This is a genomic window from Halioxenophilus sp. WMMB6, assembly GCF_033283405.1.
Taxonomy (GTDB): Bacteria; Pseudomonadota; Gammaproteobacteria; order Pseudomonadales; family Cellvibrionaceae; genus Halioxenophilus.
The window spans coordinates 228,142-245,928 of record NZ_JAWMQR010000007.1; the positions used below are offsets into that span (position 1 = coordinate 228,142).

The 17,787-nt window shown below is 59.5% G+C and carries 12 protein-coding genes; 4 read left to right on the plus strand and 8 right to left on the minus strand.

The window, feature by feature from the left end; all coding sequences use genetic code 11:
- The first annotated feature begins 44 nt into the window (after positions 1-44).
- Both SBL51_RS16920 and SBL51_RS16925 read left to right on the plus strand, forming a co-directional pair.
- The gene (locus SBL51_RS16920) at positions 45-698 is read left to right on the plus strand and encodes a response regulator transcription factor (RefSeq protein WP_317932276.1); all 654 of its coding nucleotides are present in this window, start codon (positions 45-47) and stop codon (positions 696-698) included.
- Positions 698-2,074 (plus strand): ATP-binding protein, encoded by a 1,377-nt coding sequence (locus SBL51_RS16925; RefSeq protein ID WP_317932277.1) that lies wholly within the window; start codon positions 698-700, stop codon positions 2,072-2,074. The genes SBL51_RS16920 and SBL51_RS16925 overlap by 1 nt, the downstream gene beginning before the upstream one ends.
- A gap of 150 nt (positions 2,075-2,224) precedes the next feature.
- Here the strand turns inward: SBL51_RS16925 and SBL51_RS16930 are convergent, their stop codons facing one another.
- From SBL51_RS16930 to SBL51_RS16960, 7 genes are all read right to left on the minus strand, one after another.
- Positions 2,225-4,642 carry a TonB-dependent receptor gene (locus tag SBL51_RS16930; RefSeq protein ID WP_317932278.1) on the minus strand — a complete coding sequence of 806 codons (2,418 nt, stop codon included), beginning with the start codon at positions 4,640-4,642 and terminating at the stop codon, positions 2,225-2,227.
- 385 nt (positions 4,643-5,027) lie between these two features.
- Positions 5,028-6,287, minus strand: a complete 1,260-nt coding sequence (locus SBL51_RS16935) for a lytic murein transglycosylase (RefSeq protein WP_317932279.1) — start codon at positions 6,285-6,287, stop codon at positions 5,028-5,030.
- Positions 6,288-6,436: 149 nt separating this feature from the next.
- On the minus strand, positions 6,437-9,178 hold the full coding sequence (locus SBL51_RS16940; RefSeq protein WP_317932280.1) for a hypothetical protein: 2,742 nt from the start codon (positions 9,176-9,178) through the stop codon (positions 6,437-6,439).
- A 115-nt stretch (positions 9,179-9,293) separates the two neighbouring features.
- Positions 9,294-9,584, minus strand: coding sequence for a DUF3240 family protein (locus tag SBL51_RS16945; protein WP_317932281.1), 291 nt, complete (start codon positions 9,582-9,584; stop codon positions 9,294-9,296).
- A 17-nt stretch (positions 9,585-9,601) separates the two neighbouring features.
- Positions 9,602-12,682 carry a CusA/CzcA family heavy metal efflux RND transporter gene (locus SBL51_RS16950; protein WP_317932282.1) on the minus strand — a complete coding sequence of 1,027 codons (3,081 nt, stop codon included), beginning with the start codon at positions 12,680-12,682 and terminating at the stop codon, positions 9,602-9,604.
- Positions 12,682-13,797, minus strand: a complete 1,116-nt coding sequence (locus SBL51_RS16955; RefSeq protein ID WP_317932283.1) for an efflux RND transporter periplasmic adaptor subunit — start codon at positions 13,795-13,797, stop codon at positions 12,682-12,684. The genes SBL51_RS16950 and SBL51_RS16955 overlap by 1 nt, the downstream gene beginning before the upstream one ends.
- Positions 13,794-15,041: a TolC family protein gene (locus SBL51_RS16960; protein ID WP_317932284.1), complete on the minus strand. Its 1,248-nt coding sequence runs from the start codon at positions 15,039-15,041 to the stop codon at positions 13,794-13,796. Before SBL51_RS16960 ends, SBL51_RS16955 begins: the two co-directional genes overlap by 4 nt.
- 196 nt (positions 15,042-15,237) lie before the next feature.
- On the opposite strand from SBL51_RS16960, the gene SBL51_RS16965 reads away from it, so the two are divergent.
- Both SBL51_RS16965 and SBL51_RS16970 read left to right on the plus strand, forming a co-directional pair.
- Entirely contained in the window at positions 15,238-15,909 is a 672-nt protein-coding gene (locus SBL51_RS16965; RefSeq protein WP_317932285.1) for a response regulator transcription factor, read from the plus strand.
- 26 nt (positions 15,910-15,935) lie between these two features.
- Positions 15,936-17,225, plus strand: a complete 1,290-nt coding sequence (locus tag SBL51_RS16970; RefSeq protein WP_317932286.1) for a HAMP domain-containing sensor histidine kinase — start codon at positions 15,936-15,938, stop codon at positions 17,223-17,225.
- On the opposite strand, the gene SBL51_RS16975 is transcribed toward SBL51_RS16970, so the two are convergent.
- Complete coding sequence (locus tag SBL51_RS16975) at positions 17,211-17,771, minus strand: nuclear transport factor 2 family protein (protein ID WP_317932287.1); 561 nt, start codon at positions 17,769-17,771, stop codon at positions 17,211-17,213. The two genes, SBL51_RS16970 and SBL51_RS16975, sit on opposite strands and share 15 nt — an antisense overlap.
- Between the last annotated feature and the right edge of the window lie 16 nt (positions 17,772-17,787).

Sequence of the window (17,787 nt, forward strand, 5' to 3'; positions counted from 1 at the left end):
CACTGGGTTGCACTGCTGAACATAAAAAATAGATTCGGAGAGCCATGCGATTACTCGTTGTTGAAGACGATCTGCTATTGGGCGAATCCTTAACCGACGCCGTTACCGCGGAGGGTTATTCCGTTGATTGGTTGCAGGATGGTCAGCTGGTGGTCTCGGCCATGCAGAGCGGCAGCTACGATCTGGTGGTGTTGGATCAGCGCCTGCCCGGTAAAAGCGGCCTGGAGATATTGCGCCAGGCGCGCGCCGAAAATATTGACCTGCCGGTATTGATGTTGACCGCGGCCGATGCGGTGAGCGACCGGGTCAGCGGCCTTGACGCCGGTGCGGATGACTATCTCACCAAACCCTTCGATTTCGACGAGCTGATGGCGAGAGTTCGCTCGCTGTTGCGCCGCAACAGCAGCAAACAACCGACGTTAAAAGCGGGTGAGTTGACCATGGACCCGGCCGTGCACCAGGTATTTTTTAAAGGCGAGCCGGTGCTCGATTTGACTGCCAAAGAGCTGGCGATCCTAGAGATGCTGTTGCGTAACAAGGGGCGATTCGTGACCAAGTCGCGCCTGCTGGAAAGCTCCAGCAACTGGCAGGAGGAGGTTGAATCGAACACCATTGAAGTTTATATCTCCCGCCTGCGTAAACGTTTCGGCAATAAATTTATCCAAACTATGCGCGGTGTGGGCTACCGTATCGAATAATGGCTATTTCTCTACGCCGCCGCCTAACCATTATCCTGCTGGGCCAGACCCTAATAACCTGGGTTATTGCGGTGCTGGTCACTACCCTCTATTCGCAAAAATTAATCGACAAACAGATTGCCAGTCAGCTCAACAACTACATGGATGTGGCGCAGCACACCTTAGCGACGGTGTTGAGTAACCCGGCCGTGGGTGACTATTTTTTTGATAGTAAAACTGCCACCCTGTCTGAGGAGGAGGGTATCAGCCGCATCCGAGGTTTTGGTATCCAGGGGCGGGGCCAGGCTACCAATCTATGGTTCCCGTCCCGTCAAATTCTGGTTGGCGAGGAGGCACCGCGATTCCCACGCTATGACCAGGAGGGTGTCAAGGATGTAAACGTCAATGGCACTACTTGGCGTGTGCTCTACCGCTATAGCCCTAAAATAGATGTCCATATCGCGGTCGGCGTGGACCTCTCCCTCGCCGAGCAGATGGGGATTTTGAATCTCTGGCAGATGATCGTCCCCCTCTTTTTTATTCTGCCCATCGCCACCGGCATATTGTTGTGGAGCCTGGGCCGTGGCCTGCATCCGCTTAGGGCGCTGGCTAGTAATATCGCCGCACGCAAGCCGCAGGCTTTGGAGCCGATCAATGCCGAGGGTGTGCCTGCGGAAATAAAAACCGTGGTCGATGAACTTAACCAATTGCTGGCCCGGTTGAGCCGGGCCCTGGCCAGCGAGAGCCGCTTTACCGCCAATGCCGCGCACGAACTGCAAACGCCGCTGGCGGCCATTAAGACCGAGGTGCAACGCTGTCAGCGGCAGATAGATGATCCCCAGGTTTTGATAATGATGGAGCGTATTGCGCGCCGTGTTGCGCGGGCCTCGGAGACCATTCTCCAGCTGCTCACCTTGGCCAGGCTTGGCCCGGATCAGGAATTTAAAAGGGAGTCAGTTCGTCTCGACCAACTGTTGCTGGAGGTGCTCGCCGATTTGGGAGTGATGGCGCTCGACCGCGCCATGGAATTTAAATTACCAGAACCGCTACCGGCAATCGAGGTGCAGGGCCAGCGTGAGTGGCTGCAGATACTGCTGCACAATATTGTGCGTAATGCGCTGGTGCATGGCCAGAGCCCGGGTGTTATCGAGGTGCAGTTAAGCCGCAGTGGTTCGGCAATAGTATTGGTGGTGGCTAATGATTGCGAAGCAATCACCCCAGAACAGTTTGAGCGGTTGGCGGAGAGTTTTTATCGCGTGGCCGATAATCAACGCGAGGGCGTTGGGCTGGGGCTCTCTATTGTTCAGCGTATCGCCCAGATTCATAACATTAAAATGGCGTATGGGCCCAGGGAGAGTGGCTTGGGCTTTCAAATTATTTTGAATTTTCCGGGCTGAAAAATATTGCTGCCGGGCGCAGCATAAGCAGACTTTTTGGTGGGGGAAAAATAACGCAGGCAGCAAAGCTGCCTGCGTATGCCTTAACGTTTAAATCCTTGCTTCGAAAACCAGATTCAAGAACCCAGTTTCAAAAACCAGGAGGACTCGTTAAAAGCGGTACTGCAGATTAACACCTATTTCCCGTGGTGGCGTTAGGCTAACCTCGCGGTAATCAGAGATGGCGGTATAACCTTCGACTGAGAAGGGCGACAGAATAACACCGGTAAAACCAACGGATGCTGGATTGGCTTCGCGCGATAAGGTCTCTTCAGTTTCGAAAATATTCTTGCCGTAGAGCATCGCCTCCCAATTGCCACTCGGGTCTCTCAAACCAAAATAGAGGTTGACCATGTTGTAGGCGTCGACATCATCTACCGCGTTGCTAGGATCATTCTGCGATGGGCCGTAGAAGGTCGCCATGCCACGTACATAGGCCTCCATGCTACCCACGTTAAAGGTATACTCCGACTGCAATGTACCGGTCCATAGGGGCGTGTAGTCGGACCGGAATTTAGCCCGACAGGCGGCTATGTTATCGCCACCGGTAGCAGAGCGAATATCGCTGACTGACGGGATGGCGCCACTGCTGTCGGGTTGGCCATCGGCCGGCAGGTAGTCATTACAGGGGATGGTGCCGTTGTCGAGTTCACCTTTGGAGTAGCTGAGCAGTAAGCCCATATCCCAGTTGTCGCTAAAGCGATAAAAGTTCTCAATCTCCACACCGTTTACGGTAACTGGCACCGCCGCGACGAAGTTAAATTGGTCAACCGACTCAATAAATTGTGGAGTGCCAGAAGTATTGTCAACTTCGGTGCTGACAAAATAGACCCCCTCGCCGCCACTGCGGAACGGATAGTTATCAAACTCCTGGTGATAGACCGTAATGTTGACGCGCAATCGGTTGTCCAACCACTCCGATTTTATACCAAACTCAATGGAGTCTGACTCTTCGGCATCGAGATTTTGGAACGAGTCTTCGCGCTCTGTTTGAGCAAAGCTAAAATCACCCACGACATTAATGCCCGGCCGCCAGGAAGTGCCGTAACTCCCGTAAGCCAAAAGGTTATCGGCAAACTGGTGTTTCAACGACAGCGACACAATATTGGTGGTGGTGCTGTCGTTGATGGCTGAAATAGTATTGCCACTGACAACAACATCCGATTCAGTCTCATAGTCGATATAGCGTCCACCCACAGAGAGTTCGGTGGCATCGTTAAAGTGGTAAGAGATGTTGCCGAAGATCGACTGCTCGGTGGACTTGCTGCTGGTGGTGATTGGAGTATTAGCAGTAAGAATATATGTGGCCGGAGAAGCAACGGTACCGAAGAATACCGGTGTTTGATTCCCAAGCTTGTTGTGTGGCTCGGTCACCTGATGCAGCGCCCCTACCACAAAATCGACCTTGCCATCGAATAGGCCGTTGGTGGTCTGCAGTCGAATTTCATGGCTTTCGGCATCGGCCTGGGCATTGAGATCCTGACTAAAATATTGGAGCTCTTGCGCGTAGGTGGTATCAAAGTAGCCACCTGGATCTTGAATATCGTTGCGCAGAATAATCTGCTCGGTAATAGAGCCGGCGTAGTTCAACGAGAAGTCACTAAACTGCCAACTCGCCTCCAGACCGGTGCGGCGTAGATCCTGCTCCGAATAGTTGGTGTCATTGGAGATCGCTTTGCGATCTTCAGCGCGAATAAACGGATCGGATACCGCTAAGCTGCTATTGGCAATCGACGCCGATTCAACATGAACGGGCAGGTTGCGTGTTGGCTCCAGCTGTTGGTAGAAAAGATTAAAGCTGAGTGAGTCGGTGGGTTCAAAGCCGGCCGAGAAGCGCCAGCCTTTGTTGCGAAAGCGGGCCTCCTCGCTGCTGGTCAGGCTCTCTACCTCTGTGCTGTCGTTCTCTTCCAGAATGCCAGCCAGGCGGATGGCCAGCATATCTTCCACCAGAGGAATATTGATGGCCGCTTTGGTGTTGTAACCGTCGGCATTGATGGAGGTAACATCGACAAAACCGCTGAATTCATTCATCACCGGCTTTTTGGTGGTGATGGTGATCGAGCCGGAGGGCGAGGCGCGACCGCGCAAGGTGCCCTGGGGGCCGCGCAACACTTCAATCTGTTGCACATCAAACAGGGCCTGCATGGCAATAGTGGCAACCGCCGGCGCATCATTTAAATAGAATTCAACCGTTGGGTTAAAGCCGCTGGCAAAGCTATCGAAGCGCACACCACGCACAGACGCACTGGGCGCCAGTGGGTCTTCCGCCAGTGTTAAACCGGCGACAACACTCTGCAGATCTTCCAGTTTACGGATATTCAGGTCGGACAGCGCCTGTTCCGATACCGCGTTAACAGTGATTGGCACATCCTGAAGGTTTTCGTCTTTGCGGCGAGCCGTGACGATAATCTCCTCCAGTACGAGCATGTGCTCGCTGTCACTTTGAGCAAAAGTGGGGGTGGTAACTCCCAGGGTGGTGCTGGCAATGGCGATTGTGAGCAAATTACGGGATTGCAAAATACGAGGCACAGATTGTCTCCTGCTTATTATTATTGGTTGGACTACTGATTATCCCTCTCGACGCGCGAGGCGTTGGATCCGAATTGTCTATTATTTTTAGTTGATAATAATGTTGTCGCGGCGGCTCGTCGGAGCAGAGGAGCAACTGGTTGCAGTCACAGTAGCTTGATTGGCCGTAATCAGATTGTTTGCGCTTACTGGTCCGGTCTGTATAAGCCAGTACATCATTATTATGGCGCTAGTATAAGCGCAGGAGTCGGCAACTTCCTAGTCGGCGACCCCTTTTATTGAATTATCGTCGTTAACCTTAAAGGGATCTGAAATGGGACCGGCCGGTTTTGACTGCCGCCGGGCTAGTAAAAAGGAGTGCCGTAAACGGCAATGGTGGGGCGGGTTACTGGCTTTGTTGTACCGTTTTCAACAGTTCCTGGTCGGCGAAGCCATCGGCCACCAGGCTCTGGCTGGCCTGGTAATCGCGGATGGCGCGGCGGGTTTGGGGGCCCAACTGGCCATCGATAACGCCCGGGTCGAAGCCGTGCTCGGTGAGCGCCTGTTGCAACACCATGACCTGATCTTTAGTCAATGGTGTGGTGTTGAGTGGTGGCTGGCGCAGGTGGCCGGCGCCGTTGATGCGGTCGGCCAGGACGCCCACAGAGAGGGCGTAATACTCCGAGCGGTTCCAGCGCATCATCACCGCAAAGTTGTCGTACACCAGAAATTTAGGGCCATTGTGGCCGGCTGGTACCAACAGTGCGGCGGAGAGCGTCTGTTCGGCGTCACCGGCCAGTGCGCTGTTGTCGGCCTTAACAACCCCCAGGGCCTGCCATTGGCCCAAGGTTTGTGGGCGATCGAGGCCGGCCAGCTGATAGGGGAACTCGGCTGGCAGTTTGACCTCCCGCCCCCAGCGCAGCTCGCGCTGCCAGCCCAGTTGCTGCAGGTAGTAGGCGGCGGAGGTGAGGGCGTCCGCCCGGCTCTGCCAGAGATCCACGCGCTGGTCACCATCGCCGTCGATACCGTATTTCAGGTAGGCCGAGGGCATAAACTGGGTCTGGCCAATGGCGCCGGCCCAGGAGCCCTGCATATCATCCACCGCCACCTGGTGGCGATCCATCAGACGCAGGGCGTTGAACAGTTCGCCAGTAAAAAAGGCGCTGCGTCGCTCGTCGCAAGCCAGGGTGGCCAGGGTATTGAGAATCGGCATCTTGCCAATGTTGCGGCCGAAGTTGCTCTCCATGGCCCAGAAGGCGACCAGGTATTGGCCGGGCACACCGAAGCGTTCGGTTAACCCCTTGAGAAAATCGCGGTGCTCGGCCAACAACTCCCGACCCTGGCTAATGCGGTAGTTGGTCACACGCCGGTTAAAGTAGTTGGCGAAGGTCTGTACAAACTCCGGCTGATTGCGATCGAGTTCGATGGTGCGTGGGATGGGCTGTACCTGGCCGAGAACGGCGATCATTGGTTCTGGCAGGTTTTCATGGCGGGCTTGGGCCTGCAGGCGGGTTATGCACTCGGGGAAGGATTCGGCAATGCTCTCTGCGGGATTCTCGGGGTCGCTCTCTACGGGGGGGGCCTCTGCCGCGCTGAGATTGGCTGTCCCCCAAATAGTGCTACAGATGAGGGCTATGCGCAGAGGGTTTAAAACTTTTACCGACACGGAAACAACACTCCAACAGCAAATTATCGGCCTGGAAATCTATACGACTTCACCACTACCCGGTAGTTCTGCAACAAATTGTTTACCAAAACGCCGGTTTCATCAAAGGCACAGTGTGATCCAAGTGCGGCTGCGGGCTTTAGGTGCCCCTAGAGCGGCAGATAAAAACCGGCATTGACGGTGTTGCGTTCGGTAAAGGTATCGTCATCACTGTAGGTGTAGTTGAGCGTAACGGCAAAGTTAAAAACGTTGAGCACCAGCAGATCAAAATTGAAACCGACCACCGCCTGGTTGATATCGATATCGCCCTGGCCGTTGGCGTTGCTGATGGCGTAGCGGCGCAGGCTGAGGTCCACTCCCTCCCGGCGAATGGAGAGCGGCCCTTTAAAGGTGTAGCCAGAGTAGTTGAGCACTTTCGTCAGCGATAGCTCATTGAGGGCGACACGCTCGGCAAAGAGATCGTGGCTGAGTGCCGGCAGGTAGAAGTTGCTGGGGTCGTTGATGATGAAGTTGGGCTCTTTTTTCAGCTCTACCCCGCGCCGGTTGAAGCGGTCCACTGCGGCTGTGTCGCTGTTGGCGTACTTGCCGTGCAGGCGCAGGTAGAACTCGGCCGGGAAGTCGGTGCCGAGATTAAACTCGGCACCGTTGATGGTGTCGCCCCGGTCATCGACGGTAAAGAGGTTGGCGGTGAACAGCTGGTTGGTGAGCCAACTGGTGCCGTAGCTTTCCCGGCGGTCGATAGCCAGCTGCCAGGCGAGGGGCTCGCGCTCGTCCAGTTGGTAATCCTGGTAGTAGTTGCCGGCCAGCTCCGCCCGCCAGAAGCCGGTTTGCAGGAAGGGCAGGCGCAGTTCGGCACTGACACCGAAATCCCGGGTATCACGGCCGAGGCTGGCATCGGCGTAGCCGTCGTGGGCGACGTAGTAGGTGTTGAGGCCGGCCAGCAGAAAAAACTGGTTATTGGTGAAGCCGACGCCCATTAAATCGCTCAGCTCTTTATCGCGCTGCGCCCAGAAGTTAATTGAGTTGCGCGCCAGCGGGTCGGCAAAGCGGAAGTTGACGGCGTACAACAGCTCGGTGCTGGTATCGCCGTTGTCATCCTCGGTTTGAGTGCTGAGGGCGATATTGCCGCCGCTGTAGCGGATATTGCGCAGCAGGCCGTAGGGGGTGTCGGTGGTCAGTGGCTCCGGCTCCAGCTCGGCAAAAAACTGCGCTTGCTGTTCGGCCAGACCGCCGGGGCCGTCCCAAAAGAGCTGCAGGTCGAAGGGGGTGTCGCTGCTGGCGGCTAGGGGCTCCAGGCTGTAGTAGTAGTCATCGGCGGAGATGGCGGCCACCAGTACCTGATCGCCCTGGGTCAGCCGGGCATCGATCACGTTATCGGCGGCGAGCACCCGCTCGGTGGTCTGGCCGTCGGTGCGAAACAGCGAGCTGCCGGTTGCGCTGTTGGCAATAAAGTAGACCCGGCCACTGTCGTCGACATCGCAGACAATGCTGTAGAAACCCGGCACCGTCGCCACCGCCTCCCGGTTGCGAAACAGAGTTCGCTCGCGGCCGTTTTGCACAAAGTAGTAGAGGTCGTCGTTGTGCACCAACACCGAGGAGTTGACCGCGCCGTAGAACTGGTCACCGACATAGAGTTGCGGCTCCAGGTAGGAGGTGACGGTGTCGAAATAGACCTCGCGGCCGTCGGCCAGGCTGCCCTGGTAAATTTTACCCGCCGTGCCGGGTTTGAGCCGGCCATCCTCATCAAATAACCCCTGATGAATGCGCCACACGGAGGTCTTGCGGCTGTCGACGGTGTAGCTTGCCTGGTCCAGCTCAAACACGCGGCCGGTGGCCAGGCTGCTCTGCTGTTGTTGGTTTTGGGCTGTGGTTGTGTCGTAGCGATTGAGCAGTGGCGCGTGCGCAGGCTTCGGGCTGGTTAAAAAGAGCAGTTCATTCTGGCTGCGGTTTAACGGGCCGAAATAGTGTGAGCGGGCCACCACCGGGCCGCTGGCCAGCTGCATGGCTTCTGCCTCCTGGGCCATAGTGGCAGCCCAGGCGCGAACACTGCGATCGAAATTTTCACCCACCGAAAGCCGCATTGGCCGGTTGACCATAAACGGCCAGAACCAGTAGCGGGAGCGGTTGTTGAAGTAGTGGTTGGTGGCCTCCAGGCCGTAGTTTTCCGCCAGAAAGTACTGGAATTGCGCGCCGAAGGTGTAGGCCCCCTCGCCGTAGGGGAAGTTGAGCGTGGCGTTGTAGAGCCGGGCCGGGGTCAGGTAGCCGGCCTTGGCGTGGACGTGGGTCATGGCGCGAAACCGGCCACTGTAGAGTCGGCCACCCTGGCCGTGCCAGGACTCATTTAAAACCGCATTGCCCTCCAGCATAAAGCGCGACTCAAATAGATTGGGCACAATCGACGGCAGCAGCGGTGTGCCCACGGAGCCGTTGCGCAGCACCTTAAACAGCGAGCGGGAGACGACATTGTTTTTGGCGTTGTGCTGGTAGTTGTGGGCGGTTTCGTGACTGAGCAGGGTATCGAGCCAACGACTGGTGGCGAAGTAGTCCACCGCTTCGGCTCCGGCTAGGTAGTTGATCTGCCGGTTCAAGGGGTACTGGGTGGAGTAGCCGTTGGCAATCTGGTTGTGGGAGGACATCAGCCCCACCGCCATCCGATAGTCCATGGCGAAACCGAAGTTCGCCTCGTAAAGGCTCTGCAGGCGGCGCTCCACTGCCGCCGCGTGAGCGGCGGCGGGCAGGTTCTGTTCGGTAAAAATCAGTCGGCTATTGCCCACATCCTGGGTGAAGTAGGGCTGATCCTGGGCCACGCCGGAGAGATTCTCCTCCACCAGGTTTTGTGCCAGTGCCACGTTGGGCAGCACCAGCGCCAGCCACCAAAAACGGGTCGACATCCACTATCCTCTCAATCTTATGGCGGCGATGGTATGTCGAATTGGGCCAACAAACCAGATGGCGCCCGACCGTTGACGCCGTTAAACAGTCCGGTGAGTGGCTTTTTGTGACGCGTTACAGATGGCCGCTGTTGCTCACCGCCTGTTGCCAAAAGTAGATATCGGTGCCTACCTGCTGGCGCAGCCCGGCCACCACCTCATCGGCGTCGTCGGTGGCTAGGATCAGTTCAAACTGTATGCGTTTGCGGCGGCCGGTGACCTGCTCGGCCAGCGACAGGCGGGCGTGCTGGCCGTGGCCGGCCACCGGGTAGGAGGTAAAGCCCGGGGCTGAGGGAATGGCCAGCAGATAGTCGACCAGCTCATCCTCCAGCTCCGGCGGAATATTTAAAACCAACAGTTGTTGCATGGTGAGTCTCCTCGGGCCTAGGCCGTGCGGTGGAAGTAGCGGTAGATGATCGGCAGCAGGAAGAGGGTCAGCAGTGTCGAACTGATCAAACCGCCAATCACCACCACCGCCAGCGGTTTTTGAATCTCCGAGCCGGGGCCGGTGGCCAGCAGCAGCGGCACCAGGCCCAGGGCGCAGGTGGTGGCGGTCATCATCACCGGCCGCAGGCGGCGCACCGCCCCCTGCAGCACCACGTTGTCGATGGTCAGCCCCTTGGCGCGCAGCTGGTTGAAGTAGGACATCATCACCACGCCGTTCATCACCGCAATCCCCAACAGGGCGATAAAGCCCACCGAGGCCGGTACCGACAGAAACTCCCCGGTCAGCCAGAGGGCGAACAGGCCGCCAATCAGAGCGAAGGGGATGTTGGAGAGGATGATGGCGGTCTGCTTGATGGAGGCAAAGGTGACGAACAGCAGCAGTGCAATCAGGCCGAGGGCAACCGGCACCACCAGCAGCAGACGCTGGGCGGCGCGCTGCTGGTTTTCAAACTGGCCACCCCAGGAGAGCGTGTAGCCGGTGGGCAGTGGCACCTGCTCGGCGATCAACGCCTTGGCCTCATCGACAAAGCCGACCAGGTCGCGTCCTTCAACGTTGGTGCGAATCACGGCAAAGCGTTGGCCCGCCTCGCGCGAGACGCTTACCGGCCCCTCAATGCGCTCGATCCGGGCCAGCTCCGAGAGGGCGATGGTGCCGCCCGCAGGCAGGTTGATCAGGTCGTTGCTCAGTTGCGCCACACCGTCACCGGCGGGCTTGGCGAAGCGCAGGGTGAGTGGTACCCGCGCCCCCTGTTCGATGATATTGCCCAGCGGCAGCCCTTCGAACTCGGCGCGCAGGCGGCGTTGCAGCTCATCGGTGTTAATACCCAACTGGCCCGCCCGGGGGCGGTCGACATTCACCTGCAGGTACTGGGCGCCCTCGTTAATGGCGGCGATGGTATCCACCGCACCGTCGAGTTTGCTCACCTGCTGGCTGATGGCCTGGGCCAGACGGTTGAGCTCGGCCAGATCGGTGCCAAACACTTTGATGGCGATATCGCCGCGGGAGCCGGTGAGCATCTCCGACACGCGCATATCAATGGGCTGGGTAAAGCCAAAGTTGAGTCCGGGAAACTGGGCCAGCACCTGGCGGATCTTCTCCTGCAGCGCGTCCTTATCGGCCACCTGCCATTGGTCGTGTGGTTTCAGCTGCAGGAAAACATCGGTTTCGTTGAGCCCCATGGGGTCCATGCCGATCTCATCCGAGCCACTGCGCGATACCACCCGGGCGATCTCCGGTACCTTACTAATCAGCGCCTTCTCCACCTGCTGCACCATATGAATATTGGCCGGCAGGTTGATTGAGGGGATGGACTCCAGCTGCACGATGATATCGCCCTCGTCCATTACCGGCAGGAAGGTTTTGCCAATAAAGGGTAACAGGCAGCCGGCCGCCACCAGCAGGCCGGCGGAGAGCACAATGACCGGTTGCGGGCGCTGCAACACCCGGCTGAGCAGCGGTTGGTAGAGTGCGATCAGTTTGCGGCTGAGCCAGGGCTCCTCTTCGCTGGTCTCCTGCAACAGCAGCGAGGCGATCACCGGGATCACGGTTAGTGAGAGGACCAGGGCGCCGATCAGGGCGAAGACGATCGTCAGCGCCACCGGCACAAACAGCTTGCCCTCCAGCCCCTGCAGGGTCAGCAGCGGCAGGAAGACGATAATAATAATGGCCACGCCGGAGGTGACCGGTACGGCCACATCTTTCACCGCCCGAAACAGAATGTGCAGGCGTGGCAGGCGCCGGCTCTGATCGCTGCCGTGGCGGTGCTGATCGGCCAGCAGCGAGAGCATGTTCTCGACCACCACAATGGCGGAGTCGACCAGCATACCGATGGCGATCACCAGCCCGCCCAGGCTCATCAGGTTGGCGCTCATGCCCAGGCGCTGCATCATGAAAAAGGTGAACAGGGCCGAAAGCGGCAGAATACAGGCCACCGTCAAGGCCGCGCGCAGGTTGCCGAGGAAGAGCCCAAGTACCACCAGCACCAGCACCACCGCCTCCACCAGGGCGCGGCCGACGGTGCCGACGGCGCGGCCAATCAGGTCGCTGCGGTTGTAGAAGACATTAATGGTGGTGCCCGCGGGCAGGTTGGGCTGCAGCTCGGCCAGTTTGGCGTTGATGCCCTCAATCACATGGCGGGCGTTGGCGCCGCGCAGGCCAATCACCAGCCCCTGCACCGCCTCGCCCTGGCCATCCACCGTCACCGAGCCGTAGCGCTCGAGCTCACCCAGGTGAATATCGGCCACCTGGCTGAGGGCGATGGAGTCGCCATCGGCGTTAGTGAGGCGGATATTGGCGATATCCTCGAACGAGGTGAGTGCTCCGGCAACCCGAATCAAAATCGCCTCTTCGCCCTGGTCCAGGCGGCCGGCGCCATCGTTGGCATTGTTGGCGGTGAGCGCGGCGATGATCTGCTCGCTGCTGATCTTGAGGGTGGCCATGGCCGCCCGATTGGGGGCTACCTCATAGGTTTTAACAAAACCGCCCAGGGAGTTGACGTCGGCCACACCGTCGACCGTGCGCAACGCCGGGCGAATGGTCCAGTCGAGCAGAAAGCGGCGCTCGGCCAGGCTCATCTGGTCGTTGTCGACGGTGAACATAAACATGTCACCGAGTGGTGTACTCATCGGTGCCAGGCCGCCACTGATGCCGTCGGGCAGCGCCTCCCACAGGTTGTTGAGCCGCTCGGCCACCTGCTGCCTGGCCCAGTAGATATCGGTGCCCTCGTCAAAGTCGAGGGTGATGGCGGTGAGTGCGTATTTGGAGATGGAGCGCAGCATCGCCTGCTTGGGAATCCCAAGCAGCTCCACCTCGATGGGTTGGGTGATCAGGCTCTCCACCTCCTCCGGGGTCATGCCGGGAGCCTTGATGATGATCTTCACCTGGGTGGGCGAGATATCGGGAAAGGCATCGATGGTGAGGTTGAGCATGGCGCGGGCGCCAATGCCCATCAGCAGCAGCGTCAGCAGGCCGATCAACAGCCGCTGACTGAGGGAAAACTGAATCAGTCGGGCGAGCATTATTCACCGCCCCCCAGGCCCAGTTGTACCCCTTTCAGCTGGGCGGTGCCCTTCACCACCAGCTCCTCGCCGGGGACGATATTGGTCACCGCCAGGTAGTCGGCACCGAGCGGCTGCAACTGCAGCGGGCGCACCTCAACCCCCTGCACCTGGCGTACATAAACGTAGGTGGTGTCGCCGGTGTGGGTCACCGCACTGGCCGGCACCCGTACCCCGGCGACGGGGCTGGCGAGCACCAGCGTCACCTGTTGGCCGGGGGCCAGCCCGGTGGCGCCATCGAAGCGGGCCAGAATCTCCAGCGTCTGGCTGGAGCCGTCGAGCTCGGCGTTTTTACTCATTAGGGTGAGGCCCACCTGCTCCCCCTGCACACCCAACTGGTCGCCGGGTTGCAGCCCGGCCATCAGCGCCGGCGGCACCTGGGCGCGCAACCAGAGCTGGTCACCACTGGTCACCGTGGCCACCGCCTGGTTGGCGGGAATATAGTCGCCCGGGGCGAAGAATGCCCGGCTGACCACGCCCGCCTGGGGGGCCACCAGGCGGTATTGGCCGGGGGCGAGGTCGCCCTTGAGCAGGTCGTTGAGATCGCTGTCACTGAAGCCGGCCTGGGTCAGAATGCGCTGGCGACCCGAGAGGGCAAAGGCGGCCGCCTGCAGCTGACGCCGACTACTGTCGAGTCGCTCCTTGGCGATGATGCCCTCGGCGTAGAGCTGCTTATCCTTGGCCAGTTCAACCTGGGCGGCGGTCAACTGGTTGCGGGCCTCGAGCCACGCCTCCTGACTCTGCAGCAGGGTGGCGCTGGAGAGGGTGGCGATCACCGTGCCGGCCGCTACCTGGCTGCCACCGGCCGCCTGCCAGGTCTGCAGCTGGCCATCGTAGAGGGCGCTGAGTTGCGCCTGCGCCTGGGGTGAGTGGATCACCAGGGCGGGCAGTTGAAAACCGTGCGCGGCGCTGTTGGCGGTGACCGCCTCAAAATCGATTGCCAGGCGCGTGATAGCCTCGCTGTCGAGTTCGATCAGGGAGTCGCCTTCGGCCCGGGCGAGGGGATTGTGCAGCAGCAATACGCTGGCCAGCAGTGCATGGAGGGTTGCATAGCGGGTAGTGCGGGCAGTAATCATGGCAGTTCTCCCAGGGTCTGTTTGTAGGTGGAGATGAGCGCCTGTTGGCGCAATCGCAGGTGCAGCCAGCGCAGCTCGCTTTGGCGGTGCTGTTGCAGGGCGAGGATGGTGGGTTGAATGGTGGATTCGCCCAGGGCAAAGGCGGTTTTGGCCATCTGCCACTGGCGCTGGGTGAGCTCGCGGCTCTGTTGCGCGTAGGCCAGTGCCGATTCCAGGGTATGCAGCTGGTGTTCAACCTCGTGCAGCTGTAGCTTGAGGTCGAGACGGGCCTGTTCTATGCGGGCGTCGAGCTCGGCCAACGCCACACTGGCGGCGGAGCTCTGTACGCGGCTATAGCTTTTGCCGCCAAACGGAATCGACAGGCTGAGGCCCAGGCTGTCGTTTTGCGGGTCGTTGTCGGCAGCCTGCTGGCGGCGCACACCAATACCGAGCGTGGCATTACCGGCGGTCTGGTGGCGCTGCTGGTCGGTGGCGGCCAGTTGCTGCTGGCGCAGGCCCAGAAGATAGGCGAGTTGCGGGTGCTCCGGGGTGATCTCACTTGGCTCGGGCAGAGCCTCCAGCCACTCTTTGGGTGCTGCATCCAGGCCGGTGAGTAGATGGTAGCTGCGCTCGGCGTCGACCATCTCCGCCTGGCTGGCCAGCAGCTGCTGTTTGGCATCGAGCACCAGCGCCTCACTCTGCAGCACGGTGCTTTCGGCGACCTCGCCCGCGGCCAGCCGTTTGTTGCTGATCGCCAGCAGGGCTTCGCTATCGGCCAGCGCCTGTTCGGCGTGGTTGAGGTTGAGCCGGGCCAGGGTCAGTTGCGCCAGGCTCTGGCGCACCCGGCCGGCCACCAGTAGGGTGAGGTGTTGCTGCCAGTTCTGGCTACCGTTGCTGTAGGCTTCGGCCAGTTGCCGGGCGTTGCGCTTCTCGCCCAGGCGCCAGAGGTCAAATTCGACTCCGGCTTCGGCCTCGGTGTTGCCGAGGTTATCGAAGCTGGCGTCGTCCCAGTAGCTGAGGTTGAGCCGCGCCGGCGCCGGGCTCAGGCTACGGCTGAAGCGCGTCTGCTGCTCGGCCTGTTGCTGGTAGGCGCCACCGATACTCTGTTCCGGTGCTCGCGCCAGGGCGGCCGTGACCACCTCGGCCAGGGTAAGGCGCTCGCTCAGCACCACTGCGCTGTGCGCTTCGGCCGCTTCGTTCGCCATGGCACTGGTTGCCGTGCCGAGCAACAGGGCCATTGCCCAATGTTGTAAAAATCGAGGCATAAACACGCTCGCCACCTAAGTAATGGAGTTGGCGGCATGCTACGGGGTGGTTTGTCAAAACTTTGTCGACAAATGGCTGGTGCAGGAAATATTCATGGATGGCTGGTAATCCGCCCGAATTTTGACATTCTCTTGGCGTTTACTGTGGCACCCTGTGCGGCTAGTGACCCATTTCAGGAATTAAGATCAGCAGCGCATGAAACTGTTAATAGTGGAAGATAACCGCGATATCTCGGAGAACATTGCCGACTACCTGGAGCCCAAGGGGCACCAGCTGGACTTTGCCGGCGACGGCGTGCAGGGGTTGGCACTGGCGCTGAATGACGACTTCGACGCGATTGTGTTGGATCTCAATCTGCCGCGTCTGGACGGCATCAGCGTCTGCCAGCAGCTGCGCGCCAACAATATCGCCACCCCGGTTATTATGTTGACCGCCCGCGACCAGCTGGACGACAAACTGCTCGGCTTTGGTGCCGGTGCCGACGACTATCTGGTCAAGCCTTTTTCGGTGAAGGAGCTGGAGGTGCGCCTGCAGGCGCTGTTGAAGCGGCTACACCATTTTGGTGAGGCCGAGGAGCTGGTGGTGGCCGATCTGCACTACAACCCCAACACCCTGGCGGTGAGCCGGGCGGGAAGGCCGCTGGAGTTGAACCCTATCCAGCGCAAACTGCTGGCCCGGCTGATGCAAAGCAGCCCCAATGTGGTTAAACGCGCGGAGCTTGAGACTATCGTCTGGGGCGACGACCCGCCCGACAACGACATCCTGCGCACCCACGTTTACAGCCTGCGCAACATTATCGATAAACCCTTCGCCAGCAAGCTGCTGCACACGGTGCACAGTGTTGGCTACTGCTTGGCGGAAAAATAACAGCGCGATTGCCTATGGATATAAAAGTGCCTACGGATATAAAAAAGAGAACCCTGCGTCGGCGTTTGATTGTCAGTACGGTGGCGATCGTGTGGGTGATCAGCAGCCTCTTTGCCGGCGGTCTGTTTCTTCTGAAAAAGCAGCTGGAAGAGGCCACCTTTGGCCGCTATGTGCAGAAACATATCGAGGCGGTAATCGCCAACAATCTGGATGAGTCGTCGCTCAATAACAGCTGGTTCAGCGAGTGGCTGCTCTATCGCGGCGAGCGGGTGGCTGAGCTGCCGGTGGCCATGCGTGCGCGAGCACCCGGCTCCTACCACAACATTACCTTCAACGGCCGCTACTACCACCTGGATATCGCCGAGGCCGATGGTGAAAAGGTCTTTCTGCTGTACGACATCACCGACTGGGAGCAGACCGAGCACTCGCTGCTGATCTCGCTATTCATTGGTGTGCTGGTGGTGTTGGTGATTGCCCTGCTGCTGGCCAGCCGCCTGGCCGACAGCATACTGGCGCCGGTGAAACGGCTCAGCGCCCGGCTCAAGTCGATTCAGCCCAACCAGCGCGGGTTGCGCATCGCGCCGGAGTTTGGCGACAGCGATATCGAACAGATCGCCCAGGCGTTTGATGCCTACCTCACCCGCATTGATCACTTTGTCGAGCGCGAACAGCTGTTCACCGCTGCCGCCAGCCACGAGCTGCGCACGCCGTTGTCGGTGATGCTGGGCGCGGTGGATGTGCTTGAAGCCAACAACCCCGCTGCCGCCGGCGGCCGGGCCCTGCAGCGTATTCGCCGGGCCTGTGCGGAGATGCAGGCCTTTATCGAAGCGAGTCTGTTGTTGTCCCGTGAAAAAGACAACACCACGGGCGAGGCTGACAGCTGCCAGCTGGCCGAGGTGGTGGCGCAGGTGGTGGAGGATTTTCGCGGTGCCATCGCCGGCAAGGGGCTTGAGCTGGTGGTCGAGTGTGAGCCGGGCGGCTGCCTGCCGGCACCGGCCAGCATCGTTAAAATCAGTATTGCCAATCTGCTGCGCAACGCCCTGGAGCATACCGCGGCGGGGACGATCTCGGTCAGTTGCGGCGGCGATTGGCTGACGGTGGCCGATACCGGCGAGGGTATCGCCAGCGAGGATATTGCCAAGGTGTTTGAGCGCAGCTACAGCACCAAGGCCGAGGGTACTGGCCTTGGCCTCAATCTGGTGAAGCGTATCTGCGACCGTTTCTGCTGGGCTGTCAATGTCGCCAGCGTTGCCGGCCAGGGTACCCAGGTAACGCTTAACTTTGCTGCCGGCGGCCAGGCGCTAGGGAGCGCCTAACGGCCGCTTGTTGGTCAGAGGACGCCAGTAGGAGGGGTCCTCTTTGTTGCGCAGGGAGAGGCCGTTCAGGTGTAGGTCGGCCACTTCGGCAAAGGGGATGGGTAGGCTCGGTGCGCTGCCGCTCCACTCAATGACATTGTGGCGATAGGCGATCTTCCACTCGCCATTACGCCGCTCGAAGCGGTCGAGATAGCGGCCACCGGCCAGCCAGTTGCTGTCGTCGCGATTGCGGCCGATAAACAGATAATAGATCTCGCTGTGGGCGCTATCGCCGTCAATCTCGCAGCTGTGATTGAGTAGATTGTGTTGCGTGGCGACCTGGCCGTGCTCGTGCAGCGGCTGGGCCCAGTCGTAAATCTCCGCGGGGCCGGCCACATACTCGCCGGCGGAGAGCAAGGCGTCGTCGTGAAAGGCCGATAAAAACAGCTCGCGGTCAAAGCGATCCATGCCGCGGCTAAAGCGCACCAGACAGTCGTAAATATCCTGGCGATCAAGCAGGGTGGCCAGGCGGGCGTAGTTATCGTTGGCAGCCGATTCGGTCGTCATGGTTTTCTCCTCTGGG

Excerpts from the sequence above, each read along its gene's own strand:
- SBL51_RS16920 (WP_317932276.1), top strand. The coding sequence starts at position 45 with ATGCGATTACTCGTTGTTGAAGACGATCTGCTATTGGGCGAATCCTTA.
- SBL51_RS16925 (WP_317932277.1), top strand. The coding sequence starts at position 698 with ATGGCTATTTCTCTACGCCGCCGCCTAACCATTATCCTGCTGGGCCAG.
- SBL51_RS16940 (WP_317932280.1), bottom strand. The coding sequence starts at position 9,178 with ATGTCGACCCGTTTTTGGTGGCTGGCGCTGGTGCTGCCCAACGTGGCA.
- SBL51_RS16945 (WP_317932281.1), bottom strand. The coding sequence starts at position 9,584 with ATGCAACAACTGTTGGTTTTAAATATTCCGCCGGAGCTGGAGGATGAG.
- SBL51_RS16950 (WP_317932282.1), bottom strand. The coding sequence starts at position 12,682 with ATGCTCGCCCGACTGATTCAGTTTTCCCTCAGTCAGCGGCTGTTGATC.
- SBL51_RS16955 (WP_317932283.1), bottom strand. The coding sequence starts at position 13,797 with ATGATTACTGCCCGCACTACCCGCTATGCAACCCTCCATGCACTGCTG.
- SBL51_RS16960 (WP_317932284.1), bottom strand. The coding sequence starts at position 15,041 with ATGCCTCGATTTTTACAACATTGGGCAATGGCCCTGTTGCTCGGCACG.
- SBL51_RS16965 (WP_317932285.1), top strand. The coding sequence starts at position 15,238 with ATGAAACTGTTAATAGTGGAAGATAACCGCGATATCTCGGAGAACATT.
- SBL51_RS16975 (WP_317932287.1), bottom strand. The coding sequence starts at position 17,771 with ATGACGACCGAATCGGCTGCCAACGATAACTACGCCCGCCTGGCCACC.